The 24,725-nt window shown below is 57.7% G+C and carries 20 protein-coding genes; 10 read left to right on the top strand and 10 right to left on the bottom strand.

Annotated elements, in window-relative coordinates; all coding sequences use genetic code 11:
• Positions 1-10: 10 nt before the first annotated feature.
• A complete protein-coding gene (gene topA / locus RW023_RS03125; RefSeq protein WP_315579846.1) occupies positions 11-2,734 on the bottom strand; it encodes a type I DNA topoisomerase in 2,724 nt (907 codons plus the stop codon).
• Positions 2,735-3,010: 276 nt separating this feature from the next.
• On the opposite strand from topA, the gene RW023_RS03120 reads away from it, so the two are divergent.
• Both RW023_RS03120 and RW023_RS03115 read left to right on the top strand, forming a co-directional pair.
• Positions 3,011-3,274, top strand: a complete 264-nt coding sequence (locus RW023_RS03120; protein WP_072456901.1) for a type II toxin-antitoxin system Phd/YefM family antitoxin — start codon at positions 3,011-3,013, stop codon at positions 3,272-3,274.
• 2 nt (positions 3,275-3,276) lie between these two features.
• Positions 3,277-3,543, top strand: a complete 267-nt coding sequence (locus RW023_RS03115) for a Txe/YoeB family addiction module toxin (protein ID WP_315579845.1) — start codon at positions 3,277-3,279, stop codon at positions 3,541-3,543.
• Between the two features lie 12 nt (positions 3,544-3,555).
• On the opposite strand, the gene cls is transcribed toward RW023_RS03115, so the two are convergent.
• Both cls and RW023_RS03105 read right to left on the bottom strand, forming a co-directional pair.
• The gene (cls, locus tag RW023_RS03110) at positions 3,556-5,076 is read right to left on the bottom strand and encodes a cardiolipin synthase (protein WP_315579844.1); all 1,521 of its coding nucleotides are present in this window, start codon (positions 5,074-5,076) and stop codon (positions 3,556-3,558) included.
• A 5-nt stretch (positions 5,077-5,081) separates the two neighbouring features.
• A complete protein-coding gene (locus RW023_RS03105) occupies positions 5,082-6,659 on the bottom strand; it encodes a methyltransferase (RefSeq protein ID WP_315579843.1) in 1,578 nt (525 codons plus the stop codon).
• A 146-nt stretch (positions 6,660-6,805) separates the two neighbouring features.
• Here RW023_RS03105 and RW023_RS03100 point away from each other — a divergent pair, with 146 nt between their 5' ends.
• Both RW023_RS03100 and RW023_RS03095 read left to right on the top strand, forming a co-directional pair.
• Entirely contained in the window at positions 6,806-7,768 is a 963-nt protein-coding gene (locus RW023_RS03100; protein WP_315579842.1) for a DUF808 domain-containing protein, read from the top strand.
• A 125-nt stretch (positions 7,769-7,893) separates the two neighbouring features.
• Entirely contained in the window at positions 7,894-8,604 is a 711-nt protein-coding gene (locus RW023_RS03095) for a superoxide dismutase (protein WP_315579841.1), read from the top strand.
• A gap of 90 nt (positions 8,605-8,694) precedes the next feature.
• On the opposite strand, the gene RW023_RS03090 is transcribed toward RW023_RS03095, so the two are convergent.
• Both RW023_RS03090 and RW023_RS03085 read right to left on the bottom strand, forming a co-directional pair.
• Positions 8,695-9,681 (bottom strand): MsnO8 family LLM class oxidoreductase, encoded by a 987-nt coding sequence (locus RW023_RS03090; protein ID WP_315579840.1) that lies wholly within the window; start codon positions 9,679-9,681, stop codon positions 8,695-8,697.
• Positions 9,682-9,845: 164 nt separating this feature from the next.
• Positions 9,846-14,456 (bottom strand): acyl-CoA dehydratase activase-related protein, encoded by a 4,611-nt coding sequence (locus RW023_RS03085; RefSeq protein WP_315579839.1) that lies wholly within the window; start codon positions 14,454-14,456, stop codon positions 9,846-9,848.
• Between the two features lie 58 nt (positions 14,457-14,514).
• Here RW023_RS03085 and RW023_RS03080 point away from each other — a divergent pair, with 58 nt between their 5' ends.
• The 5 genes from RW023_RS03080 (at position 14,515) to RW023_RS03060 (ending at position 17,878) form a co-directional block, all read left to right on the top strand.
• On the top strand, positions 14,515-15,261 hold the full coding sequence (locus RW023_RS03080) for a TetR family transcriptional regulator (protein WP_315579838.1): 747 nt from the start codon (positions 14,515-14,517) through the stop codon (positions 15,259-15,261).
• Positions 15,262-15,320: 59 nt separating this feature from the next.
• Complete coding sequence (locus RW023_RS03075; RefSeq protein ID WP_315579837.1) at positions 15,321-16,664, top strand: hypothetical protein; 1,344 nt, start codon at positions 15,321-15,323, stop codon at positions 16,662-16,664.
• A 69-nt stretch (positions 16,665-16,733) separates the two neighbouring features.
• Positions 16,734-17,159, top strand: coding sequence for a phage holin family protein (locus RW023_RS03070; protein ID WP_315579836.1), 426 nt, complete (start codon positions 16,734-16,736; stop codon positions 17,157-17,159).
• Positions 17,156-17,488, top strand: a complete 333-nt coding sequence (locus tag RW023_RS03065) for a DUF3618 domain-containing protein (protein ID WP_315579835.1) — start codon at positions 17,156-17,158, stop codon at positions 17,486-17,488. Before RW023_RS03070 ends, RW023_RS03065 begins: the two co-directional genes overlap by 4 nt.
• Before the next feature lie 135 nt (positions 17,489-17,623).
• Positions 17,624-17,878, top strand: a complete 255-nt coding sequence (locus tag RW023_RS03060) for a DUF3073 domain-containing protein (RefSeq protein WP_314500621.1) — start codon at positions 17,624-17,626, stop codon at positions 17,876-17,878.
• 233 nt (positions 17,879-18,111) lie between these two features.
• Here the strand turns inward: RW023_RS03060 and RW023_RS03055 are convergent, their stop codons facing one another.
• From RW023_RS03055 to dcd, 3 genes are all read right to left on the bottom strand, one after another.
• Positions 18,112-19,956 carry an Ig-like domain-containing protein gene (locus tag RW023_RS03055; RefSeq protein ID WP_315579834.1) on the bottom strand — a complete coding sequence of 615 codons (1,845 nt, stop codon included), beginning with the start codon at positions 19,954-19,956 and terminating at the stop codon, positions 18,112-18,114.
• A 116-nt stretch (positions 19,957-20,072) separates the two neighbouring features.
• A complete protein-coding gene (locus RW023_RS03050; RefSeq protein WP_315579833.1) occupies positions 20,073-21,332 on the bottom strand; it encodes a hypothetical protein in 1,260 nt (419 codons plus the stop codon).
• A 2-nt stretch (positions 21,333-21,334) separates the two neighbouring features.
• Positions 21,335-21,916 carry a dCTP deaminase gene (gene dcd, locus RW023_RS03045; RefSeq protein WP_009408384.1) on the bottom strand — a complete coding sequence of 194 codons (582 nt, stop codon included), beginning with the start codon at positions 21,914-21,916 and terminating at the stop codon, positions 21,335-21,337.
• Positions 21,917-22,030: 114 nt separating this feature from the next.
• Here dcd and RW023_RS03040 point away from each other — a divergent pair, with 114 nt between their 5' ends.
• A complete protein-coding gene (locus RW023_RS03040; RefSeq protein ID WP_315579832.1) occupies positions 22,031-22,894 on the top strand; it encodes an A/G-specific adenine glycosylase in 864 nt (287 codons plus the stop codon).
• Between the two features lie 28 nt (positions 22,895-22,922).
• On the opposite strand, the gene RW023_RS03035 is transcribed toward RW023_RS03040, so the two are convergent.
• Positions 22,923-23,783, bottom strand: a complete 861-nt coding sequence (locus RW023_RS03035) for a carbohydrate ABC transporter permease (RefSeq protein ID WP_315579831.1) — start codon at positions 23,781-23,783, stop codon at positions 22,923-22,925.
• Positions 23,783-24,724, bottom strand: a complete 942-nt coding sequence (locus tag RW023_RS03030; RefSeq protein WP_315579830.1) for a sugar ABC transporter permease — start codon at positions 24,722-24,724, stop codon at positions 23,783-23,785. The genes RW023_RS03035 and RW023_RS03030 overlap by 1 nt, the downstream gene beginning before the upstream one ends.
• Between the last annotated feature and the right edge of the window lies 1 nt (position 24,725).

Raw genomic sequence — 24,725 nt, 5'->3', positions numbered from 1 at the left:
TTCCTTCTCGTTACTTCTTTGCCGAAGTCTTCTTCGTTGTGCGCCGAGTTGTTGTCTTCTTCGCAGTCGTCTTACGGGTGCGCTTGGGAGCCGGACCCTTCGCGCGCTTATCGGCCAGAAGTTCGTAGGCGCGTTCAGCGGTCAAATCCTCGACGGTTTCGGCGCGAGGAACGGTCACATTAGTTTCACCGTCGGTGATGTAGGGACCGAAACGGCCGTCCTTAACGGTGACCTTCTTGCCCGAAACCGGGTCCTCGCCAAACTCACGCAGCGGCGGCTTGGCAGCCCCACGGCCTCGTTGCTTGGGCTGAGAGTAAATCTCAAGCGCCTCATCCAAGGTGATCGTCAAAAGCTGATCCTCACTGGGAAGGGTGCGTGAATCGCTCCCCTTCTTCAGGTACGGGCCGTAGCGACCGTTTTGCGCGGTAATGACCTCACCGTCAGAGGGATCAACACCGACCTCGCGCGGAAGCGACAGCAGCGCAAGCGCATCCTCCAGCGTGATGGTCGCCAGATCCATCGACTTGAACAACGAGGCCGTGCGCGGTTTTGCCGCAGCCTTCTTCCGCGTCTTCTTCGCGGGCTTCCCATCTTCAGAAGCTTCCGCTTCTTCGACTTCTTCGGGCAGAATCTCCGTCACGTAGGGACCGTAGCGGCCGTTCTTCGCAACCAGCATGTGCCCACTTGCGGGATCGATTCCCAATTCGCGTCCATCATCTGCAGCAAGCGCGAAGAGTTCCGCGATCTTCTCTTCGGTCAGTTCATCGGGAGCGACCTCAGGCGGCACATTTGCGCGCGTCCCATCGGCTTTCTCCATGTAGGGTCCGTAACGCCCCACTCGCAAGGTGACACCATTTCCCATGTCAATGGAGTTCACTGCGCGAGCATCAATATCGTCTCCCAGGGATTCAACCTGGAACTTCAGGCCGTCAGCGTCGCCCTTACCGTCTGCACCGAAGTAGAAGGTGCTCAAGAACTCGTGGCGATCTTCGCTTCCCGCCGCGATCTGGTCCAGATCGTTTTCCATCGATGCCGTGAAGTCGTAGTCAACTAGGTTCGACAGGTTCTCTTCCATCAGTCGCGTGACCGAGAAGGCCAGCCAAGTCGGAACCAAGTACTGGCCCCGGTGGGTGACGTAGCCGCGATCACCAATGGTTTGAATCGTTGCCGCATAGGTCGAGGGGCGACCAATTCCGAGCTCTTCCATGGTCTTCACCAAGGTCGCTTCGGTGTAGCGTCCCGGGGGCTGAGTCTGGTGTCCCTGCGCCTGCGCCTCTTCAAGCAGCGCAACTTCCCCTTCGCTCACCTGCGGGAGGGTCTTCTCAGCATCGGTTGTTTCCGCGTCGTAGCGTCCCTTGTCCTGGCCTTCTTGGTAGGCAAGTCTGAAGCCGGGGGAAGTAATAACAGTTCCCGAGGCGCTGGACAGTACTGCGTGAGGCTGACCCTCGACCTCGACATCGGTCCGCACTCGGATAGTTGCGGTAAAGCCAAGGGCATCCGCCATCTGCGAAGCGACGGTTCGCTTCCAGATCAAGTCATACAGTGCAAGCTGCTGACGATTCAAAACCGAGGCAACTTGTGCGGGAGTGCGGAAGTGATCCCCGGCCGGGCGAATGGCCTCGTGAGCTTCTTGCGCCCCCTTAGAGGTGGTGCCGTAGATGCGCGGTTTCTCAGCCACGGCCTCGGCCCCATAAAGTTCCGTGGCTTGCTGGCGAGCAGCCTTGATGGCCTGCGAAGACAGGGCCGTAGAGTCGGTACGCATGTAGGTGATGAAACCCGACTCGTACAGGGACTGAGCGGTCCGCATCGTCGAAGAAGCGTTCCAGTGGAGCTTGCGGGAAGCTTCCTGCTGCAGCGTCGAAGTCGTGAAGGGCGCTGCCGGGCGGCGGCGGTAGGGCTTCTGCTGGACAGAATCGATCGCGGAATCACGCGCGGCCTCGAGCGCTGCGGCGAAGAGCGGCGCAGAATGGGCATCCAGGTGGAAGGCCTCGTTCTTCACAGCCTTCGCGGAAAGCCGACCGTTTTCATCAAAGTCAGAACCGGTTGCAACGGGGGAAGCGTCAATGTGCGAAACCTTTGCGCCAAAAGACTGACCCGAAGCGGCAAACTGGGTATCGATCGACCAGTACTCGGCACTCACATGCGCCATGCGGTCGCGCTCGCGATCCACAACCAAGCGCGTTGCGACCGATTGCACACGGCCAGCGGACAGGGAGGGGCGAATCTTGCGCCAGAGCAGCGGCGAAACTTCGTAGCCGTAAAGACGGTCAAGGATTCGGCGAGTTTCTTGGGCGTCAACAAGGTCTGTGTCGAGCTCGCGAGTATTTTCCAGAGCGCGTTGGATCGCTTCCTTCGTGATTTCGTGGAAGACCATGCGGCGCACGGGAACCTTGGGCTTAAGGACTTGCAGAAGGTGCCAAGCGATAGCCTCACCTTCGCGGTCCTCATCAGTCGCCAGGAAGAGTTCGTCTGACTCTTTCAGGAGCTTCTTGAGCTCGGTGACCTTTTTCTTCTTGTCGGGATTGACAACGTAGTAAGGAGTGAAACCATCCTCAACGTCGACGGCGAAGCGCCCGTAGGGGCCCTTCTTCATATCGGCAGGAAGCTCAGAGGGCTGTGGCAGGTCGCGAATGTGACCGATCGAGGCGGTCACGTGGTAGTCGGGTCCCAAGTATCCTTCGATCGTCGCCGCCTTGGCGGGAGACTCCACGATTACCAGCTTGGTCGCTGCCATTGTTTGTCCCTTCCGTTGCTACCTCGTATTTGTAGCACTTTTTGCTGGTCCTCCGATGGCGAGCGCCGGCGGAGTACCACTGGGTAGGACCTTACCGCGTTACGGGGCTTTCCGGGAACCGATGTGCTTTTCCGCGCGTCTTTTGTGGATAATTCCCGAGGCCTAGGTGGCGTCTTGCGGGCGGGCGCACACCATATCCATCGGCAGCAGATCAACTAGAGACATGCCATAAGCATCTGTACAATATTTTGTACATAGGCGAGCAGAGGAGCATCCATGAAGACCATGACCTACAGCGAGTCGCGCGCACGCTACGCCGAGGTCCTCGACCAAGTCGTCAACGACCGCGAGGAAATCATCATCACCCGCCAAGGTCACGAGAGCGCCGTCATCATGGCCCTTGACGAGTACGAGTCCCTCATGGAGACCGTCTACCTCATGCAGTCCCCCGCAAACGCCCGCCACCTGCGCGAATCGATCGCACGTCACCGCGCTGGCGAGGGTGTCGTCCATGACCTCGTTGAGCCCGACGAGGACTGACCATGCACATCACGTGGGACGAGGAAGCCTGGAACGACTACGTCTGGTGGCAGTTCGAGGACCGCAAGACCCTCAAGCGCATCAACGTACTCATCAAAGACATCCAAAGCAACGGAAACGAGGGTATTGGCAAACCTGAACCCCTCCGCTACGAGTTTTCGGGATATTGGTCGCGCAGGATCAACTCACGTCACCGCCTGATCTACCAGATCAGCGACGACGGTAAAACCCCTTGGATCATCTCCTGCCGCTATCACTACGGCCAGTAGCCCCCCGCAGTTTTAAAGCAGCGCACTGCCTAGGCGGCAGATGTTATCGATGTAGTGCTTGTACCAGGGAAGCGCGTTCCATTCCTCAAGGCTGAGCAGTCGCGAAGATGCTTCGATTCGCTTGTTATTCCCCTCCAGAAGTTGGACAAGATGAGGATCCTGAGCCAAAAGCATTACTTCGTAATTCAAACCGAAGGATCGGTAATCCATATTCGATGAGCCGATAGCGGCAAGCTCCCCGTCGATCACCACATACTTCGAATGGAGCATATGGGGTGGCGCATACAGGTGGATATTAACTCCTGATACTAAAAGAGGCTCGTAGTATGCACGCTGAGCATGTCCTACCAAGAACTGGTCGAATTGCTCGGAAACGTAAAGATGGACGTCAACCCCCGACATCGCTGCGCAAGTCAACGCCGTCAGGAGTGACTCATCCGGAATGAAGTACGGGCTGGCGATAGAGACATGCTGCCGAGCCTGTGAGATCATCGAAACGAACATCCGCAGGTTGGGCTCTGTCGGGTAGGCCGGCCCTGAGGGAATGATTTGCATGGGTTGGCCTTGAGTTGATGTCACCTGATCAAGGTTAAGATCGTCGACCGTTAGCTCTTCGCCCGAGGCGTAGTACCAGTCCGCCGCGAACACTGCCTCCATCTGGCGAACAATATCGCCACGTACTTCAACCGAAGTGTCGTGGTATTCAATCCCTGCTTTTTGATAGGCGGGAGTGTTATAGTCCGCGGCCACCATATTGTGCGAACCGATAAATCCGAATTTACCGTCAATCAGCAGAAGTTTGCGGTGGTTGCGCAGGTCTGGCCGTCGAATTTCCCCCTTGAACAGATTGAAGGGAAGCATGATGTGCCATTGGATGCCGGATTCGTCCAAGATTCGACAAAAGTCGCGCCAGCCCGGAATTGTTCGCACCCCGTGATGGTCTACCAGTAAACGCACGGTCACCCCGCGAGCGCAGGCACGAACCAGGGCTTTGTAGAGCGGATCAGTGGAATGATCCCACGAGGTCTGGAAGTACAGAACATTCACGTGATGAGTCGCTTGATCGACCTCGCGGGCCATCGCCTTGAAAGTCTCATCGGTGTCATTGAGAAGCTCAACAACTTCTCCGCTGCTAGCTGGAAAGGAGGTCTGCTTCCTATTGAGCTGCATTAACGAGGCCGTTCGCTCAGCCAGAGCGCTGATGCCTTCGTCAATTTCTGTGGATTCATGGGGGTTTCCGCCAGTGTGCGCTTTGTGAGAAGCCGCGCCCAGAATGCGCTTAACCAATTGATGCGCCTGTGGATCAGAGCGCAGAGACTTTCCCATTGCCCACCAAGATCCGAAGATCAGATAGAGCGGAACGCCGACAACTGGCCATAAGAAAATGAGCAACAGCCACGCGGTTGACGTGGATGCACGCCTCCGCTTCGGGACTACGCCCAATGCGATCAGTCGAATCGCTAATTCGAATGTGCCAACGAGGAGCCACACCCACAGGGGCGGCTGCTGGGTTAGCGGCGGAGGGAGAGGCATCTCAGTTACTCCTGATTCGATTCGACTCGAAGGAATCCCCAACGAATTAAGGTCCGTACCTGTGGGAAAAGTTCATCCTGAAGCTGCCGGGAATCGCATTCCAATAGGGCTGCAAGAGCCCCGCAGATCTGACCAACGCTGAGTTCGCCATCTGATGCACCGACCAAGGCACTCAAAGCAGTGGTCGAGGCAACCGATTGCCCAAGCCCTCCCCCTTGGTGTAGGACCAAGGCGGAAGGATCATTCGCTCCAGGCAGGAAGTGCCGTTCTTCCGTCACATCGGAAGCGAAGTACAGGTGAAGATCGCTGAGATCATCGGGAAGCCGCAAGGATGCAAGCGCGCGCTGGACGTCTTCGCCGGATGGGGATTTTCCCCCTTCAAGTTCATCGCATTCGCATACGCCGGCACGCTGCGTATCGAGCTTGCGCAGGGCGACCATGCCCATACCAATTTCGACGACTCCTGCCTGAACGAAATCATCAAGCCACTGGGCGTATTCGCGTTCGTAGTCTTCGCGCTGATGCAATTGCTGACCAGAATCGCGAAGCCACATTTCAACGTAGTGAGCGGGATCAAGCCGATCGCGCTGCACAATCCATGCGTCGACGGGAAGGTCTTCGACCCATGAGCGCACGACATTTTCCCAGTCATCGGGGTGTCCCAATCGTCCAGGAATTTCCCAATTTGCAAGGAGTTGCGTCACGCCGCCGGGCTTGAGGTAGTTCGGGCTTTCCCGGATCACCGTGCGCACTAGATGATCGCGGCTCATTCCGCCGTCTCGGTATTCCAGAACCCCCGAGGTGCGAAGTGAATCTGGGGTGATGACAAAGGGCGGGTTCGAGGCGATCAGATCGAATTCTTCGCCTTCGACCGGTTCAAAGAGGGATCCTTGGCGAACATCTAATTCGACACCATTGAGCGCGGCGTTGAAGCGCGTGATCTCACAGGCTCGCGCCGACAGGTCTGTTGCGACAACGCGAGTAGCGTGTGTGGCCAAATACAAGGCTTGGATTCCGCATCCGCACCCCAGGTCCAAGGCGGATTCGACAGGAGTTCGAAGTGTCGCCTTCAAGAGCGAGGTCGTTGCCCCGCCGATTCCCAGAACGTGGTCCGGGCGAATGGGTTCACCCGTCACGTCTTCACCTAGGTCCGACAGGATCCACCAGTTTTTGAGGCCGCCTTGAAGCTGTGCCGCGTGAGGACGCAGGTCGTAATTTGCTTTGAAAAGTTGCTGGTCCGAAGGCGATTCCACATCGAGTGCGGGAAAAATCAATCCTAAGTCGACCGCGCCGCGCACCCCAAGAGTGGGCAGAGCCTGGGCAAGAGCATCCCCACTTTCCGCGCAACCTAAGACAAAGAATCGGGTCAAGACCGCAGCTGGGGAATCTTTCCGCTGAAGTTCGCGAAGGGCCGGAACCCTTTGGTTACGCATGAGCGCAGCGCGCGCCGTGGGGCTGATCATGGTCTCCAGCGCGTCGACACTCCACCCGGCGCTCCCCAGGTCGGCGGCCAAGCGGGCGATCAATCCGGGTTCCAATCCCGGTGTCGGACTGGGAAGAGTGTCAATCAGTGATTCCGTCATAGCATTACTTTCTCACGCCTGACCTGCATCTGCGTCGACTTATTCATGCAAGTTCTCACGCATATATTCCCACGTGCTTCCACACCGCGCAGGCCGCCCCACTCGCCCAATAGAATGCCTGTGTCCCTAAGGAAAAGGATGAGTGGATGTTTGGCGGACTGGTAGCGCTATTGGACGATATTGCGACTCTGGCAAAAGCAACGGCTTCGTCTATCGACGATGTCGCATCGAGCGCGGTGAAGGTATCGTCCAAAGCGGTTGGCGTTGTGATCGATGACACCGCTGTTACTCCACAGTACGTCTCCAGGCTTTCCCCCAAGCGCGAGCTGCCGATTATTGGGAAAATCGCCAAGGCCTCGTTGATCAACAAGCTGGTCATCATTTTACCCATCGCGCTCTTACTCACTTGGTTCGCGCCTGCGGTGCTGCCCTACCTACTGATCGCGGGCGGAGCATATCTGTGTTTTGAGGGGGCCGAGAAAGTTCTCGAGTCCCTCCATTGGCTCCCCGAACACGAGGCGACCACTGGAGAAGCCCCGCAAAGCCCTGAGGAGGTTGAGAAGGGGATTATTTCCTCCGCCTCGCGCACCGATCTCATTCTTTCCTCAGAAATCATGCTGGTCTCCATGGACGGGCTGAACACCGAATCCATGTCGATGCGCGTTGCAGTCCTGATCGCGGTCGCTTTCTTCATGACGTTCTTTGTCTACGGGATCGTTGCACTCCTGGTACGAATGGATGATTTCGGGCTTCGCTTGGCTAAGGGCGCGACTCATCCGGACGATAATCGCCCCGGTCCTGTGGATAATATCGGTCGTGGAATTGTGCGCGTGATGCCCAAGGTTTTCAACGCAATCGGCGTTGTTGGAACGGTTGCGATGCTGTGGGTCGGCGGCCACCTGGTCATCGAAAACCTCGCGAAGGTGGGCGTCGAGGTCTTCCACAACGTGGTGTCGACGATCGAGCACGCGCTCGCTTCGGGCGGCGGTTTCCTTGGCTGGCTCGTTGAGACCGCGTGTGCGGCAGTGTTTGGCATCGTGCTCGGCTCGCTGATCACCGGAGTTGTCGTTGGGGTTTCCCATCTTTTCCGCCGAGGCCGAGGCCACTGAGCCTTTCCCGTTCCCCTTTTGTGTGATGCGTTGAGCGCTGAGTGAACTCGCCCACCTCTTTACCCACACCTAAGGACTTAAGTACTAGGCTTGAGGTATCAACCCCTAACTGTAAGGAGAGCCCGATGAGCGTTTACACCCTTCCCGAACTTCCCTACGATTACGCGGCACTGGAGCCCCACATCTCTGCAAAGATCATGGAGCTGCACCACGATAAGCACCACGCCAACTACGTTGCTGGCGCAAACACCGCACTGGAGAAGCTGGAAGCAGCCCGCGAAGCTGGTGACTTTGCCGCGATCAACCTGTGGGAAAAGAACCTGGCTTTCAACCTGGGTGGACACACCAACCACTCGATTTTCTGGACGAATATGACCGGTGATGGTTCGTCTCGTCCTGAAGGTGATCTGGCCGACGCAATCAACGAATTCTTCGGTTCTTTCGAAGGCTTCCAGGCACAGTTCGCCGCTGCAGCTCTTGGCCTGCAGGGCTCCGGCTGGGCCGTTCTCGCATGGGATACTTTGGGCAAGCGCCTCGTGACCTTCCAGCTGACCGATCAGCAGGGCAATATCCCGGTTGCAACCGTTCCGCTGCTCATGCTGGACATGTGGGAGCACGCTTTCTACCTGGACTACCTCAACGTCAAGGCCGACTACGTCAAGGCCTGGTGGAACGTGGTGAACTGGGAGAACGTTGCACAGCGTTTCGCTCAGGCACGCCTGTCTTCCGGTTTGGTGAACGCTTACGCAGGTTTGTCGGACTTGGGTTCGCAGGCTTCGCAGCTGGGCACCGCAGCTCTTGAAAACGTCAAGAACTGGTGGAGGACTCGGAACTGAGCTCCCTAACTTGTTAACGGTTGTGGCCCTCGCCTAAAGGCGAGGGCCACAACTCTATCCACTGGTGTAGTTACCGGCTGCACAGAGGCTTTAGCCCAGACGTGTCTGGAGCTCTCGGTATTGTGCAAGCTTTTGCTGAACATCAGCGATGTAGCTGATCAGCATGACTTCATCGACGCGGTGATTGCGCGCAAAGTTCGCAATCGTCTGGGCGACCTGGTCGTAGGTGCCGATGATGATCGAACGATCGCGCTGTGCCCATCGCAGTGCGTCTTCCCGGTCTTCGGCGCTCATCTGCTCGGGGCGTTGGAAGCGCACGGGACGTCCCAGTCGTAAACACATACGGAAGCTCAATGCGGGAAGGGCTTGTTCTAGGGCTTCCGCTTCAGTTTCTGCAGCGCTCACCGCGAGCGCTGATAGGGTCTGTCCTTGGCCCTCACCCAGGTTTTCGGGCAGGTGTGCACGGTAATGGTCCATGACCTCGGGCTGTTGCTGACCGCTGAAGAACTGCGCGTAGGCGTAGTTCATGTTTCGAGTCCCCGCCCAGGCCGCACTCTGGCCTGAAGAACCCAGCAGCCACAGTTCGGGAAGCTCATCGGGGTGCGGATAGACACCAACAGAGGTGTAGGGATGTCCCTCGGGCAGGGTTCCTCGCATGAAAGCCAAAGTTTCGTCGATCAGAGCATTGATCGACCCAGGATCAATCGTTGCCCCCTGGTTGAGTGCGCGGGCGGAGATCATGTCTCCACCGGGGGCACGTCCCAATCCCATGTCAACGCGGCCGGGGAACAAAGTTGCCAGGGTGAAGAACTTTTCTGCCATCTGCAAGCTGCCCTGGTGCATGGCCATCACGCCACCCGAACCAATGCGAATACGCGAGGTCCGGTCCAGAAGGTGAGTCATCACCAGCTCAGGGGCAGAGGACATAAAGACCGGTGTGTTGTGGTGCTCTGCGATCCAGAAGCGGTGGAAATTCAATTCTTCCAGCCCGCGAGCCAAGGACACCATGTCTTCCACTGCCTGATGCGGAGTCGACCCGTCAAAAAGCGGAACCTGTTCCAGTGCTGAGAGGCGCATTGTTACCCTTCCGTTTCACACAATACCCGCAACTTAAACGCGGTTATTCCTGAGGATATTCCCCTAGGAAGGAGTGCGCCGACCGAGCGGTTGTCCGCATAAGCGTCAGTACAAGTGCCAACTAGGAAAGCAGGCGTCACCCAGCCGGCAAGCTCACACTCACCTCAGCGGAAAGCGGCGCCACGCCTCGGCGGAATCGCGGGCATGCCCAAGCCGACCACGCGGTGTCCCTCGCCATCAGAGGAACCACCACCGGATCCGCACCCGCAACCACCGCAGGAGGCACCGGCAACGGCCTCGCCACCCAGGTCTTCGGAATCGAAATCAATCCCGACCAACTGCAGCACACCATCGTCTTCACCATCGCGCTCGGCGGCATTGTGCTGTTGTACAGCGGTTGCCAGCATCAGTTTGATTCGGTTCAGCTGATTGACTTCCGAGGCGCCCGGGTCGTAGTCGACAGCGACGATATTCGCCTGTGGGTAACGGTTACGCAGCGCACGGAACATACCCTTTCCAACGATGTGGTTCGGCAGGCATGCAAATGGCTGCGCGCAGATGATGTTCGGGCATCCGTGTTCGATCATGTCGACCATCTCAGCCGTCAGGTACCAGCCCTCACCAGCCTGATTACCGAGGCGTGCAATGTCTTCCGAACGCGAGATCATCTCTTCGATATCGCGATGGGCTTCGAACTTCCCATTCGTCTCTTCGAAGGCGCGATGGACCGGAACCTCATACTTCTTGAGGAGCCACAGAGCCATGGGTAAGATTTTGCGCTGTTTGCCGTCGATACCCAGGTTCTCGTAATCCCACTCCGCGGTCGCAACCGAATTGTGGAAGAACTGCATGAGGCCAGGAAGCTCAGCTTCACAGCCCTCAGCCTCGATGACGTCAACCGCGTGGTTATTCGCATCGGGGTGGAACTTTACAAGGATCTCTCCCACCAGCCCAACGCGAGGTTTACGCGGAATATCACGCAATTCCAGGGCGTCAAACTCAGCAACGCAGCGCTTGATCAGCGTCGAATAGCGCAGGCGCCCCGTCAGGAGACCCGTCGGACCGACGCGTCCCAAGGTCTCAGAGCGATCGCTCACAACCCACTCGCGCACGATCTGATCCCAGCGGCGGTACAGTTCCATCGCACTTCCGGGCACGGCCTCGTAGGGACGCACGCGAAGAAGCATGGACTGGATCGCATCACCGATGACGAAGGCTTGAATCGCCTTGTGGATATGGCGAATTCCGATCTTGAAGCCAGGGTTGTCTTCTAAGCCTTGAACGGAAAGAGCAATGACCGGGACCTGCGGATATCCCGCATCGCGAAGGCCCTTACGCAGCAGTGCGGCGTAGTTCGTTGCACGGCACATACCGCCCGTCTGAGTGATACCGACCGCGGTCTTATCAGGATCCGCGCGCCCCGATACAAACTCGTCAATAAGCTGACCGATGACGACGATCGCCGGGTAGCAAGAGTCATTGTTGACGTACTTCAGGCCCGTTTCCATGGTCTGGCGACTGGTGTGCTCAAGGACTCGAACATTGAGCCCCGCGCGCCTGAACAGCGGCTCGAGGAAACGGAAGTGGATAGGCGACATCTGCGGGGCAAGGATTTCGTATCCCGCATCGCGCATTTCCTCGGTAAAGACGGCTCGCGCTTCGATGTGTCCAGCCTTGACCTGCTCGGATTCTTCGCGCGCAGCAACGGATGCGGGGTCCTCGTGCACCGCGGTGTTGATCGTTCCCGAGGCCATGGTTCCTCGCTCCGCAACGGCCGCTTCCAGGGAACGCAAGCGGATCTTCGCGGCACCCAGGTTCGATACCTCGTCAATCTTGAGGACCGTGTGAACATCGCCTCGGCCCTCGAGGATTTCTTGAACCTGGTCGGCGGTGATTGCGTCAACGCCACAACCGAAGGAGTTGAGCTGAACCATCTCAAGGTCAGGCTCATCGCCCACGCGGGCAGCGGCCTCGTACAGGCGCGAATGGTAGGACCACTGATCGCGCACGCGAAGGGGCCGCTCCAAGCGCTGGTCAATGATGGAGTCCTCGGTGAGAACAGCCATTCCCAGGCCAATGATGACCTCGGGGATACCGTGGTTGATTTCGGGGTCGAGGTGGTAGGGACGGCCCGCCAAGACGATTCCGCGTACTCCATGTTCGCGCATCCACTCGAGTGCTTCGCGGCCCTTTTCCTTGATTTCAGCCTTGACCGCGGCGTCTTCTTCCCACGCCTTGTCCAGTGCACGGGTCATTTCTTCAACGCTAATGTCGTAGCCAAACTGCGCGAAGGTCCGCACGAGGTGGGCGGGTAAGTAATCACGGTTGCCGAAGTTGATGAAGGGGCTAATAAACTTCACGCCCGGCTCATTCAGGCGTTCCATATTGTTGCGGATCACTTCGGGGTAGGTTGCAACGACCGGGCAGTTGAAATTGTTATCCGCATCGGTGAGCTTTTGCTCGAAATCAACGCAGGGGTACCAGATCGTTGTAATCCCCTTATCTAACAGGGATTCGATGTGTCCGTGGACGAGCTTGGCCGGATAGCACACGTTTTCGGAAGGGATCGATTCCATTCCCTGCTCGAATAGTTCGTGGTTGCTTCGCCCGGAGATCATCACGCGGAAACCGAGTTCGGTGAGCATCGTGAACCAGAAGGGGTAGTTCTCGTACATGCCCAGAACACGGGGAATGCCGATGTCTCCGCGGAATGCCTTGGCTTCGGTGAGGCGCCGGTATCCGAAAATCCTCTTGTACTTCCAGTCATAGAGGTTGGGAAGGTCCGACTTACGTGGAACCTTCTCGAGGCTTGCCCCGCGTTCGCAACGGTTACCCGATACGTGCCTTTCTCCATTGGAGAAGGTCGAGATCGTCATCTGGCAGTGGTTTTGGCACAGGCGGCAGGTCTTGCGCGTGGTCTCGACCTGGAAGTCCTCGAGGTCTTCCACGCGAGCGAGTGTCGACTCACCTTCGCCACTGTCGTGCATGCGGGCCGTGAGCGCTGCGCCGTAAGCTCCCATGAGTCCGGCAATATCGGGGCGAACGACCTCGCGGCCGGTCAGCAGCTCGAATGCGCGAAGAACCGAGTCATTGAGGAAGGTTCCTCCCTGAACGACGACACGTTCGCCTAGATCCGAGGGATCCTTGAGCTTGATGACCTTGTACAGGGCATTTCGCACGACCGAGTAGGACAAGCCGGCGCTGATGTCGCGCACGTCCGCGCCTTCTTTTTGCGCCTGCTTGACCGATGAATTCATGAAGACCGTGCAGCGCGTTCCCAAGTCGACGGGGCTGCTCGATTCCATGGCCATCTGCGCGAAGTTTCGCACGTCGGTTCCCATGGTCTGCGCGAAGGTTTGCAGGAAGGACCCACAACCTGAGGAGCAGGCCTCGTTGACAGAAATTGAATCGACTGCGTGATCCTTGATCCGCAGGTATTTCATGTCCTGGCCACCGATGTCGATGACCGAGGTGACGCCGGGCTGGATGAATTCCGCGGCGCGATAGTGCGCCATAGTTTCGATTTCGCCCTCGTCCATGGTCAGGGCCGCGGTGACCAGACCTTCACCGTATCCGGTTGCGCAGGATCGACCAATCACAGTCCCTTCGGGCAGTTCCGAGCGAACGCGGCGGACGATGTTCACGGCCGCAGCGACGGGGTCGCCTTCGTTTGAGGCGTAGTGGGTGAAGACAATCCTGTCGTCTTCGTCGATGACGACGGCTTTGATGGTGGTTGAACCTGCGTCAATTCCAAGCCAGCAGCGCCCGCGGGCTTGCGAGAGGTCGGCCTTGGGGATGACTTCTTGTGCGTGACGCTGGACGAATTCTTCCTTCTCTTCTGGGGTCGCGAAGAGGGGCCGCATGCGAGCGGATTCCGCTTCGACGTGTGCGGTGGCGAGGCGGTCGATCAGTTGCTCGAGCGCGGTTCCTTCTTCTTCGCCTCGTTTCTTTGCTTCTTTCGAGGCCAAGAGTGCGGCCCCAATAGCGACGTACAGTTGCGCGTTTTCCGGGGTGATAAAAGAGTCTGCCTTGGGGAGCAGGGTCTTGTAGGCCTCGCGAAGTTGAGGGAGGAAGTGCAGCGGGCCGCCAAGGAACATGACGTTTCCGCGGATGGGGCGACCGCAGGCGAGACCTGCAATGGTTTGGGTTGCGACCGCGCTGAAGATCGAGGCCGCGAGGTCCTCGTGAGCGGCGCCCTGGTTGATCAGTGGCTGGATATCCGATTTCGCGAAGACACCGCAGCGCGAGGCGATCGGGTAGAGCTGAGTGTGCGCTTCGGCCAGCGCGTTCAGTCCCGAGGCGTCGGTGTGGAGCAGCGTGGCCATCTGGTCGATGAAGGCTCCGGTTCCACCCGCACAGGTTCCGTTCATGCGCTGTTCAGGGGTGGGGTGAAGGTAGGTGAGTTTTGCGTCTTCACCGCCCAATTCGATGACGACGTCGACTTCTGGGTGGAGCCGCTGGGTGGATTCTGTTCCCGCGATAACTTCCTGAACGAAGGGGATGCCCATCGCTCGGGCTGTCGTCAGGCCGCCAGAACCGGTGATCGCAGCTTGGACGACCAGTCCCGGGTAGATGTCCTCGATGTCTTCGAGGAGGTGTCCAAGTTCGGCGCGAACATCTGCGTTGTGGCGGCGATAGTCGGAGAAGAGGATGCGATTGCCATCCAAAACAACGGCTTTGACCGTCGTTGACCCCACGTCAATACCAAGCTGGCACGGGTGATCCGGCGTGCTTTCGACGTGTAGACGCGAGCCTTCAATGATCTGCGTATCCATGCTGCGAAACTATGACGCAGATTTCTAATTTCCAAACTGTTGAAATTAGACTGATGGCATGAGTGAAGCACGGGAGATAAAGGCACAAAAACAGCGAAAAGAGCCTTCGGATTCCCTGAAGGAGCCCTCAGAAGTTTCATCAGATGGTGAAACTTCTGAATTGAATAAAGAAACATCTCCTCTTTCCAAAATCCATCGAGGGCCCTCCGCCTCCCGCGGAGAAATCAAGAAACGCATCATCGAAGCCGCGCGCAGCGAGTTTGTCACCCGAGGCTACGACCACACGACAATGAGGTCGGTTGCCCGTAGCGCGGGCTGTGATCCTGCACTGATCACCTACTACTTCAACACCAAGCAAAAGCTCTTCCGCGCCTGCATGGATCTTCCCCTGGACCCTGCCTCGGAAATCATCGCGCTTCTTACCCCAGGCCCACAGGGAGCTGCCACACGCTTAGTCGACTACATCCTGGACCTCTACGAGCACACGCTGACTTCAGATACACTCTTGGCACTCATGCGTGCACTGATCACTGATACCTCAACCTCCCAGCGCTTCCGCACATATATCCGAAGCGATGTCTTAGAGCAGATCAGCCAATTCCTTGCCGCGGACCCTGAACGGGCTCGACGCCTTGGCGAGGAACTCGAGATCATCCTTTCCATGCTGTACGGCGTCGTTACCATGCGCTACATCATTGCTCTAGAACCCCTGGCAACCATGCCACGTCAACGCATCCACGAAAGCCTGACCCCTCTTGTGCAACAGCGCATCGATCACATATTCGCCTCACTTCTTCCGCAATAAAACGCCACTTTCGGCGCGCGCACGGCATCAATCCGCAAGGCTGTTGGCACAATTGGAGCATGACAACTCACGCTCCCACTGCTGAAGAACGCGCAGCATTTGTCGCCCCCCGGCCCAAGCGTCACTGGTGGCAAACGCGTAAGGGCACCGCAGCCGGAACCGCTGGGGGAAAAGTCGTCTATTTCGCCCGAAGTGCAACCGTTATTGATCCCTTCACCCAGGCTCACTACCTAGACCGCTCAGATCTTGCTTTCCGCGCGGATTCAACGGTCGCTGTTTTCGACCCCCAGGCTGCACGCCGCCATCATGTCGCATGCGCTCTTTCTGGTATCAGTCCACTCGATGAAGGTTCGGTGTGGATGCCGACCGGCAGCAGGACTACCCTGATCAGCCCGGACGAAGTCCTCAACCCCTCCCTCACGCTCCTCCAAAACTTGGTGATTCCGTGCGCGACGATGGGGCAAACCCTTGATCCCGAGGTCATCGAGTCAACGGCTTCTCGCCTTGGCATTGATCTCACGCGTTCCGCCACTGATCTTTCCGCCTCTGAGTTGCTGGATTTCCAGGTGTTGCGCGCGATCGTGTACCGCGCAAACCTGGTGATCATCAGCGACCTTCCCGCCGATGTCGACCAGGGTGATTTCCTTGACGAGTTCTTCGATGCTCTCACTCCCCTGCGTTCCAGCGGCGCGTGTGTCGTTTTCTTTACCGATCTTGCCGAAGTTGCCGAGCGCGCCGACCGTCTTCTCATCATTGCGAATAGTACGGTCGCCGCAGACACCGGAAAGGTTGACGCGCAATTCATCCGCATGGCCTACGAGGCGATCAACGAAGACCCCTCCTCCTACCTTGGACCGATTCCACGCGCGGGCGATCCGATTCTTCCACCTTCTTCCCCCAGCGACGAGGCCAGTTCCCCCGCCGACGCCGGCACCGCGGTAGACGCTCCCGACCTTCCCCACGAAGACGACGAGGCGTCAGAAGAAGAAGCCCACCCTGCGAAGGAGAGCAGTCACGAGGAATCCAGCTCGGCCTCGAAGATCGAGGAAGAGGACGAGGAACCCGCGATTACGCCCAATTGGCACCCGCTGACTACTCGGGTTGTGCGCACAGCAGACTCTCCGCTCCCCGAGCCAGTGACTTCACAGTGGGAGGACAATCCCGAGACTGCCGAGATTGCTCTCGCTGCAATTGCTGAGGCACAGCGTTTCCATCGCATTGATCAGGCGCGCGCTTCATTGGGTGATGAACTCAAAGAACAACTTAACGAAGATTTGCCTTCCGGTTCTGAGGCAAGCCCCGAGGAACTCGCACTGATCAAACACGCACAAAAAATCTTGGGCGAGCTCCCCGGTTCGGTGATGCCGGATGAGGATTCTGTACCCGAGTCGGATGCTAAGTGACACGTATTCGTGTCAAAATTAAAGAGTGACTGCACTTCGGTGCCCATCTTCGTAGGAAGCGATGAAGGTATGAGTAATTACCGTCCCTCTTTGGGGCAGGTTCCGTCTGAGCCCAAACCCCCCAGCATTGGCGAGCTTTTCGGCCGTATGACGGCGCAAATCTCCACGCTCATCCGCGGAGAAATTGAACTGACGAAGACCAAGGCGATGACCTTCCTCAACTTCACAAAAGCGGGGATCATTGCACTTGTTATTGCGGGCGTTTTCGCGCTCTACGGCTTGGGATGGCTTCTGCACAGCGCAGAGCTTGCCCTAGCTTTGATCCTTCCCGCTTGGGCAGCGTCACTCATTGTGTGCGGCGTGATCTTCTTGATCGTGATCATCTTCGCTCTGGTTGGCATCTCGAAGCTGAAGAAGTCCAGCCAGCACATTCCCGCACCCCAGCAGGGCCTGAAGGAAAATGTGGATGCCGTGAAGAAAGGGGCTCAAAAGTGAGCAACGAGCAGACTCCAGCGGACCTGAGCGCAGATGAGATTGAAGCCCAGCTACGTATGACGCGTATTGAGCTCACCAACACGGTTGATCAGCTTGTGACACAACTTCACCCTTCGTACCAGATTGAGCAGGCAAAGCAGAATGCTCAGGCAAAGGTTGAGGAACTGAAGGAACGTGCTCGCTCAACTTGGGAACTGGCACGCGAAGGTGACACTGACGCGATTCGTACTCTGGGAATTGCCGCGTGCTCTGTCGTGGCGGTTGTCGGCCTTGTTGCATGGCGTATTACTTCGCGCGTGAGGCGTTCGGGTTCTCAGAACTCCCGCTGAAGGCGTAATTTGGCCCCATCCAACACTTCGGGTGGGGATCGGGCATCGTTTTTAGGTATGATGTTCCCACGAAACATTTTGAACACCTAGGGCACCGCTTGTGCGGACCCGACCGAAGTAGAGGGGGTCGACGCCATGGGGCGCGGCCGTCAAAAGGCCAAGCAGACGAAAGTCGCACGCAAGCTGAAGTATTTCAGCCCTGACACCGACCTGGATGCACTCCAAAGGGAGCTTGCAGCCGGGCATGAGACGCATAGTGAAGAGCAGACAGACGAAGACGATCTGTACGCACGCTACGCTGATTACGCCGAAGATGACCAGGATTCCCAGGATGACCACTGGGATGACGAGGACTACTGGACGTCCCCTTCCTCGCAATCGCGAAAGTAGCTGAGCTCTTCCGCTTTAAGACATACGGAAACACCGTCAGACGGGTTTGTGACACCCTGCTGACGGTGTTTTTGTATCCACTTCAATTTCTAAGGGGTAAGGCCATGTAGGGCATCGAGAAGCTCCCTGAAGGCTTAAGGGGCATCATTACTCTTCCCCCGGATAAAACACAGTCCCGGTGGCGATTTCTCGCCACCGGGACCAGCGTTATAGCGTCAGTGCGCTAGATGGGTTCAGCCCATCTTGCGACGCGTTGCAACTGCAGCGCCACCGGCGATCAGTGCTGCCATTCCAAGGCCCAGCAGAATTCCGCTGTCTGCACCGGTCTTTGCCAGGGAAGACTTGGGGTTCTTCGGCTTCTTGGGCTGCTCAGAAGGCGTCGAGGGAGGAGTCGACTCGGTCGGTGCGGGAGGCACCGAGGTGGTGGTCGACGGAGACGGCTCGGGCGTGGTGGTGCTCGGGGTCGGCTCAGGCGTCGGAGTCGTCGTGGACGGCGTCGGTGCAGGTGTCGTTGTGGAAGGCGTCGGCACCGGGGTAGTCGTAGACGGGGTGGGCGCCGGAGTGGTCGTCGACGGAGTCGGAGACGGGGTCGGCGTCGTCGTCGAAGGTGTCGGCGAAGGCGTCGGGGTCGTCGTGGACGGCGTCGGAGACGGGGTCGGCGTGGTGGTCGACGGCGTCGGGGTCGGCTTCGGCTTGGTCACGTTGGTCACCGTTGCGGTGTAGTCCTTTTCAGGGTTAACCGTCAGGGTTGCGGTCTTCTTGTCGGCACCCAAGGTGATGCCATCAGCTTCACTGAAGACACCTGAGGTCGCGTTATCCCACAGAACACTTGCATCGGGAAGGTTCTTTTCCTTGATGGTGACCTTTGTTCCGATAGGCAGCTTGTCCGGGTAGGTGTAGGTCTGTCCCTTCTTAACAGTGACCGTTTCAGTCCGGTCAACACCGGGGCCCTTCAGGGTGACCTCGAAAGTGAAGTCCGGGTTCTCGGTCAGCGCTGCGGCAGAGTCATCGACCTTCTTAGCGATGGAGAAGACCTGACGTGCTGCGGCACCCGCATCTGCGCCAAGGACGACATCCTGAGCAGAGACCGTGCGGCTTTCCATGTCATCCGCAGTGATAGTCGCGGTGTTCCAGTAGTGGCCGGAAACAAGCTCGGGGGTGTGACCGTACAGAACAATGATCGCGAACTTATTTGCGGGAACCTCGGGAAGCTTGATTTCCAGCTTGTTCGCCGAGCAGCTAATGGTCGCATTCTGACGAATTGCTCCACCGGACACATCTGCTCCGTCGTAGCCGTTGGCGACCGAGTCGACAAGCTTAAGATTCGCTTCGTTGTTCTTCAACAGCGGTTCAAGATCATCGCAGTTGAAGTCCCACTTCGTGTCTTCGGAGTTGTCAACAACGCTGACGTTCTTCAGACCAGTGTCGCCACCAGGAACCGTGATACGCCACGCGAGCGTGCGGTTCCTGTTGTACTGGTTGAAGAGCCAGCCGTCCTTGCGGAAATCCACGCCAACGCCGATGCCAGGCTGAATATTGACGTCAACCGACTTTGTCTCGGTCAGCTTGAAAGGCTGCGTCTTACCAACCTCATTCGTGGACAGGGTCAGCTGTGCGGTGGTAATCACCCAACCGTCCCAAGAGGCTGCGCCTTCGGCCGCATCGTTAAAGACAACCTTGACGTTACCATCCTGATCCCAGGTGCCACAGCCAATAACTGTGCCCGTCGAAGACTTCACGTCGAAGTTGAAGGGCACGACCGGCTTAGCGGACTGAGTTGAAACCTTGTATTGGAAGTACTCGCCGGCATGGACCTTCGAGCTGGTGGACCAGGTCACCTTGAAACCAACGGTCGCTCCGACAGTGAAACTTGTCTTCGGGGTGCCGCTTTGATCAGTCAGCTCAGGGTCACTGATCGTCATTTTCGACGTGATATCCGTGGTGGGCGCCGGACAGGTTGCGGCATGAGCGGCGGGAGCGGCAGCGTCAGAGAAGATCTCAATGGCACCGATTCCACCAACCGCAAGCGTGAGTGCTGCGAGCGCAGAAACCGCGCGCTTAGTGCGGAGGGTCGTCATAGGAAAAACTCCAAAAATCCAAAGTTTGACAGATTCAAAAATATATTACAGCTATTCAGAGTTAAATTCCTAGTGTTTTCTCAGCTAAATTTATTCAGATTTCATCCATAAATATTTCATAAAGAAACCAGGAAGTCGTCCTCGTCAACCGCAGTTCCACCCGTAATTCCAAGGATAATTGCTGCTGCAGACTCTATATCGCGAGTCGAACGCATACGCTCCAAACGCTCGGAACGAGTGACGATATTCTCAGGGACCTCAACATTTCCCTTAGGAAGCCACCGCAGTCGATATTCAATAACCGCTCCCTGCGCCCATTCTTCCCAGCGCAAGACATGAGGAACCTGCTCAACCTGATGCACCTCGACCATCATGATCGACTGATTCCCAATAGGACTGAGCAAAGCAAAACCGTCAACAACTTGTTCAGCACTGAGTGCACGTTCACGATCTCGCGCTAAGGCTTCTCGCAACTCATCACTCAACTCATGCACCACGGAACGCAGCTCTCGTTCAGCCTCGGCATCGCGACGACTTTGGCGGGAAGGCTCTTCCTGCGCACCAGCAACTAACTCACGCGAATCAATCGTCTCTGGGAAAGCCCCAGCCAAGGCCTCGGCAAGCTCAGCGGGACCCACCCAACGCGGTGAATACACGGCCAAGGACACTGCGGAATCAGGATCGGGCTGCATAACAACGCCACTCCCGGCAATGCGCACAGCCCCGGCCAAGCGCCGAGCCATCCGCTCCAGCACCAGCAAGACCTGATATTCAAGGCCGACGGGCAATCCCTCCGGGAAAGCCGCAGCCCAGCGGTCACTCGCCGCAAGCTCAGGCGGTGCAGGCTCCCCGCGCATCGGCTCGCACTCCACAACCCAGGCGTGAGTGAGATCTGCACCCAAGCCAAGAGGGCCTCGAACGTTGACGGGAAGCGCCCAAGGGCCAGAAAGCTCTACTCCCCCTCGAAGGTGCAGGCGGCCGGGCGCAACCCAATGGGCCTCGTCCCACGCGGAAACAGCCAGGGCCTCAAGCTCATCATCTTCAACCGACGCACCCACGCAGAAGAGGTGATTCGCCAGTCCCAACTCAACAGGAAGCGGCAAAACCTCGCGCGCAGCGGAGCTGGTACCCATAGATACGCGCGCAACATGGTCATCAAGGCGAATCTCGCCGGTGCCATTTACTCTCAGCGCGGTGTCGAAAGCATGCATCCCCCCGACTGAGGTCATCGAGGTTTCAGTCAAAGGGTGCGAAGCCGTCTGGCTCAAAGAGGAGTGAACACCTCGCGCGGAATCATGAGCCTGCCCAGCAGGAGCCGCGTCCAAACGCTCGCGATACGACCGGCGTTTGGGGGGCAGCGATGCTTCTTGGCCCACGATCAACGCTCGATACGGGTGCGGCTAAAACGAAGGTGAGTACGCGAGGGCGTTGGCCCACGCTGGCCCTGGTAGTGCGAACCCAGGCCTTCGCTGCCGTAGGGGTGCTCGGCGGGCGAGGAGAGGTCGAAGAAGCACAGTTGACCGATCTTCATGCCCGGGTAGAGCAAGATCGGCATGGTTGCAGTATTCGACAGTTCCAAGGTGACGTGGCCAGAGAAGCCGGGATCAATGAAGCCAGCGGTTGAGTGCGTGAGCAGGCCCAAGCGCCCCAGCGAAGACTTTCCCTCAAGGCGCGCAGCAATGTCGTCGCCCAGTGTCACCAGCTCATAGGTTGCGCCCAGAACAAACTCACCGGGGTGCAGCACAAAGGGGTCGTCCGGTCCCACGTCCACACTGTGGGTCAGGTCAGATTGATCGGCAGCGGGATCGATCACCGGATAGCGGTGATTATCGAAGAGGCGGAAGAGTCGATCCAAACGCACGTCGATACTTGCGGGTTGAATCAGCGAGCGATCAAGCGGATCCAATTGAATACGTCCGCTATCAAGGCTTGCTGAAATATCGCGATCACTGAGCAGCATGGTGCCATTCTCGCACAGTTTGGGGTGAGCCTACGCGCCTCAGCGGGCGCGTTGGGTGACGGCTAAGCTACCTGTGTGCCTGTGACCGAAAGAGAAACTGCCCGTAGTGCCATCATGGAGTGGTACCGCCTTCATCGCCGCGATCTTCCCATGCGCGCCGATGACGTTTCTCCGTGGGGCACCCTTGTTTTTGAGGTGATGAGCCAGCAAACCCCCATCCCACGCGTTCAACCGATTTGGGAGCGCTGGATGAGTCTGTGGCCTACTCCCGCAGACCTTGCGAAAGCATCCCCGGCCGAGGTGCTTGTCGAGTGGAGCCACCTGGGCTACCCATCTCGAGCTCTTCGGCTTCGCGACTGCGCACTGAGTATCACGCGCGATTTCGGGGGCGTCCTCCCCTCCACCTACGAGGCCTTGCTAGAGCTGCCGGGAATTGGCCCCTACACCGCCAGTGCAATTGCATCCTTCCAATTCCATCAGCGCATCCCCGTCCTTGATACGAATATTCGGCGGGTCTTCGCGCGCATCTGCGACGGGGTTGAGTTTGCGCGACGCTCCGCACCTTCGCGCTCTGAGTTCGCTGCCGCGATGGAGTGGCTTCCCGAAGACGGCGCAGAATGCGCACTGTGGAATGTGGCGATCATGGAGTTCGGAGCGCTTGTCTGCACCCAACGCTCCCCCAAGTGCGAGGAATGCCCGCTGCGCACAAACTGTGCCTGGGCGGGGGCTGGTTTCCCACCCGCCGAGGTCCGGCCTCGTGGTCAGGCGTGGAAAGGGACGGACCGGCAGGCTCGGGGGCGAGTGATGGCGGCTTTGCGCGCCTCCCCCTTGGGAATTTCGATTGACGAGGCCGTCGCCGCGGCACGCTTAGAGGGCGCTGATCCGGAGCAGGCTCCTCGCGTCATTGAGGCTCTGATACGCGATGGCCTGGTTGCCGAAGAGGTAGCAACCAGGCACATCACTCTTCCTCGGGAGTGAGGAAGGGACCGGACCCTGGAGGGTGGGCCTAGCCCTTGACTGCTCCTGCCATTGCGAAACTTCCTCCGGAAACCTTCTGCATGATTGCGTACAGAACCAAAGCTGGGCTGGAATAGATCACCGCGAATGCGGCAAGCTTTCCATAAACAACGGCTCCGTGGGTTCCGAAGAACTGGTAAATAGCGACGGCAGCTGGCTGAATATCCGGATCAGTCGTCAAGATGAAGGGAACGAAGAAGTTCCCCCAGGTCGCGGTGAATATGAAGATAAAGACGACCAACAGACCGGGTTTCATCAGGGGAAGAACAATGGTTCGCAGCGCTTTGAGTGCGCTGGCGCCATCGACCCAGGCTGCTTCTTCAAGAGACACAGGGACAGAGTCCATGAAGTTCTTGAGCATCCACACGGCCATGGGCAGTGAGGTTGCAGTCATGAAGCAGATGATGCCGGGCATCGAATCGATCAGATCGAGGCTGACGAAGAGTGAATACACGGGAACCATCAGTGCCGTAATGGGCAAGCAGGTTCCAAAAAGAATCGTGTACATAAATCCGCGAGCGAAACGACTCTTGTAACGAGAAAGCGGGTAGGCCGCGAGTGCACCGACGACAACGGTCAAGATGGCCGTACCAAAGGAGAGGATCGCAGAATTCCACAGCGGCAGCCATGTGCGATCAAATGTCGCGATATCCGAGTAATTCGAGGTCGTGAAGTGCTCAGGAACGCTCAGGGATACGGTTGCCGTTGGGTTGAACGAGGCAAAAAGCACCCACGCCAATGGAATCAGGAATGAAATTCCGATCAATGCCAAGACGATGCTTGAGATCAAGCGAACCGTTTTCTCACGCGGATTAGCGACGGAGGGGATTTCCTTAGCTTGCGTAGCCATCAGTCCACCTCCGGCTTCAAGGCGCGAATGTAAACCATAGCGAAGAGCGCACCCAGCACAATGGTCACCGTGGCAATCGCAGTACCGTAGCCAATCAGAGAGTTCTTAAAGGCTTCTTGGTAGGCCATGACCGGCAGGGTTGTCGACTGAGTTCCCGGACCGCCGCCCGTCATCACCCACAGGAGCGTAAAAACGCCCAGGGTTTGAAGGGTGGTAAGGAGCAGGTTGGTGGAGATGGAGCCCTTGATCATAGGAAGGGTGACAAAGAAGAATCGCTGCCATCCTCGTGCCCCATCAACTTTTGCCGCTTCTTGAATTTCCGGTGGAACCTCAGCTAGAGCCGCGGAATACACCATCATTGAGAAGGCCGTACCACGCCAAATATTCGCCATGATGACCGAAAACATGGGGAAAGTCAGGAGCCAGGTTGTTCCGCCGAGGCCAATGTAACTGAGCAGGACGTTGAGCGTTCCGTCAGTAGAGAAGAAAGCATAGAGCGCGAAGGCAGCGACGATTTCGGGCATAACCCAGGCGATCACAACAACGCCACCGACAAGTGTGGAGAGGATCTTCGGTGCCTTGCGCATGAGCATTGCCAAAGCCAGACCCAAGATGTTCTGGCCGACAACCGCTGATGCAAATACAAAGATCACGGTAAGCAGGACTGCTTTCCAGAAAGCATTACTGGTCAGCAGTTCCGCATAGTTTTCGAGGCCAACAAATTCGGGATTTGCCGCTTTGTAGCCTGAAAGGGCGGCATTGGTCAAAGACCCATATACCGAGTATGCAATGGGACCGACGAGGAACACCGCCATAAGAGCAACTGCTGGAAACAGCAGGCCCATTCGGCCCGTTTGGCGGGCGATGCGAGAAATCAGTGTCTCGCGTCGCCCGCCAAGGGTCGCAGTGCTCTCGGTCCCCACACGAACCGAGGTGGACATG

The sequence above is a fragment of the uncultured Actinomyces sp. genome (assembly GCF_963542285.1).
Lineage (GTDB): Bacteria > Actinomycetota > Actinomycetes > Actinomycetales > Actinomycetaceae > Pauljensenia.
This window is presented reverse-complemented; position numbering and strand designations above follow the sequence as displayed.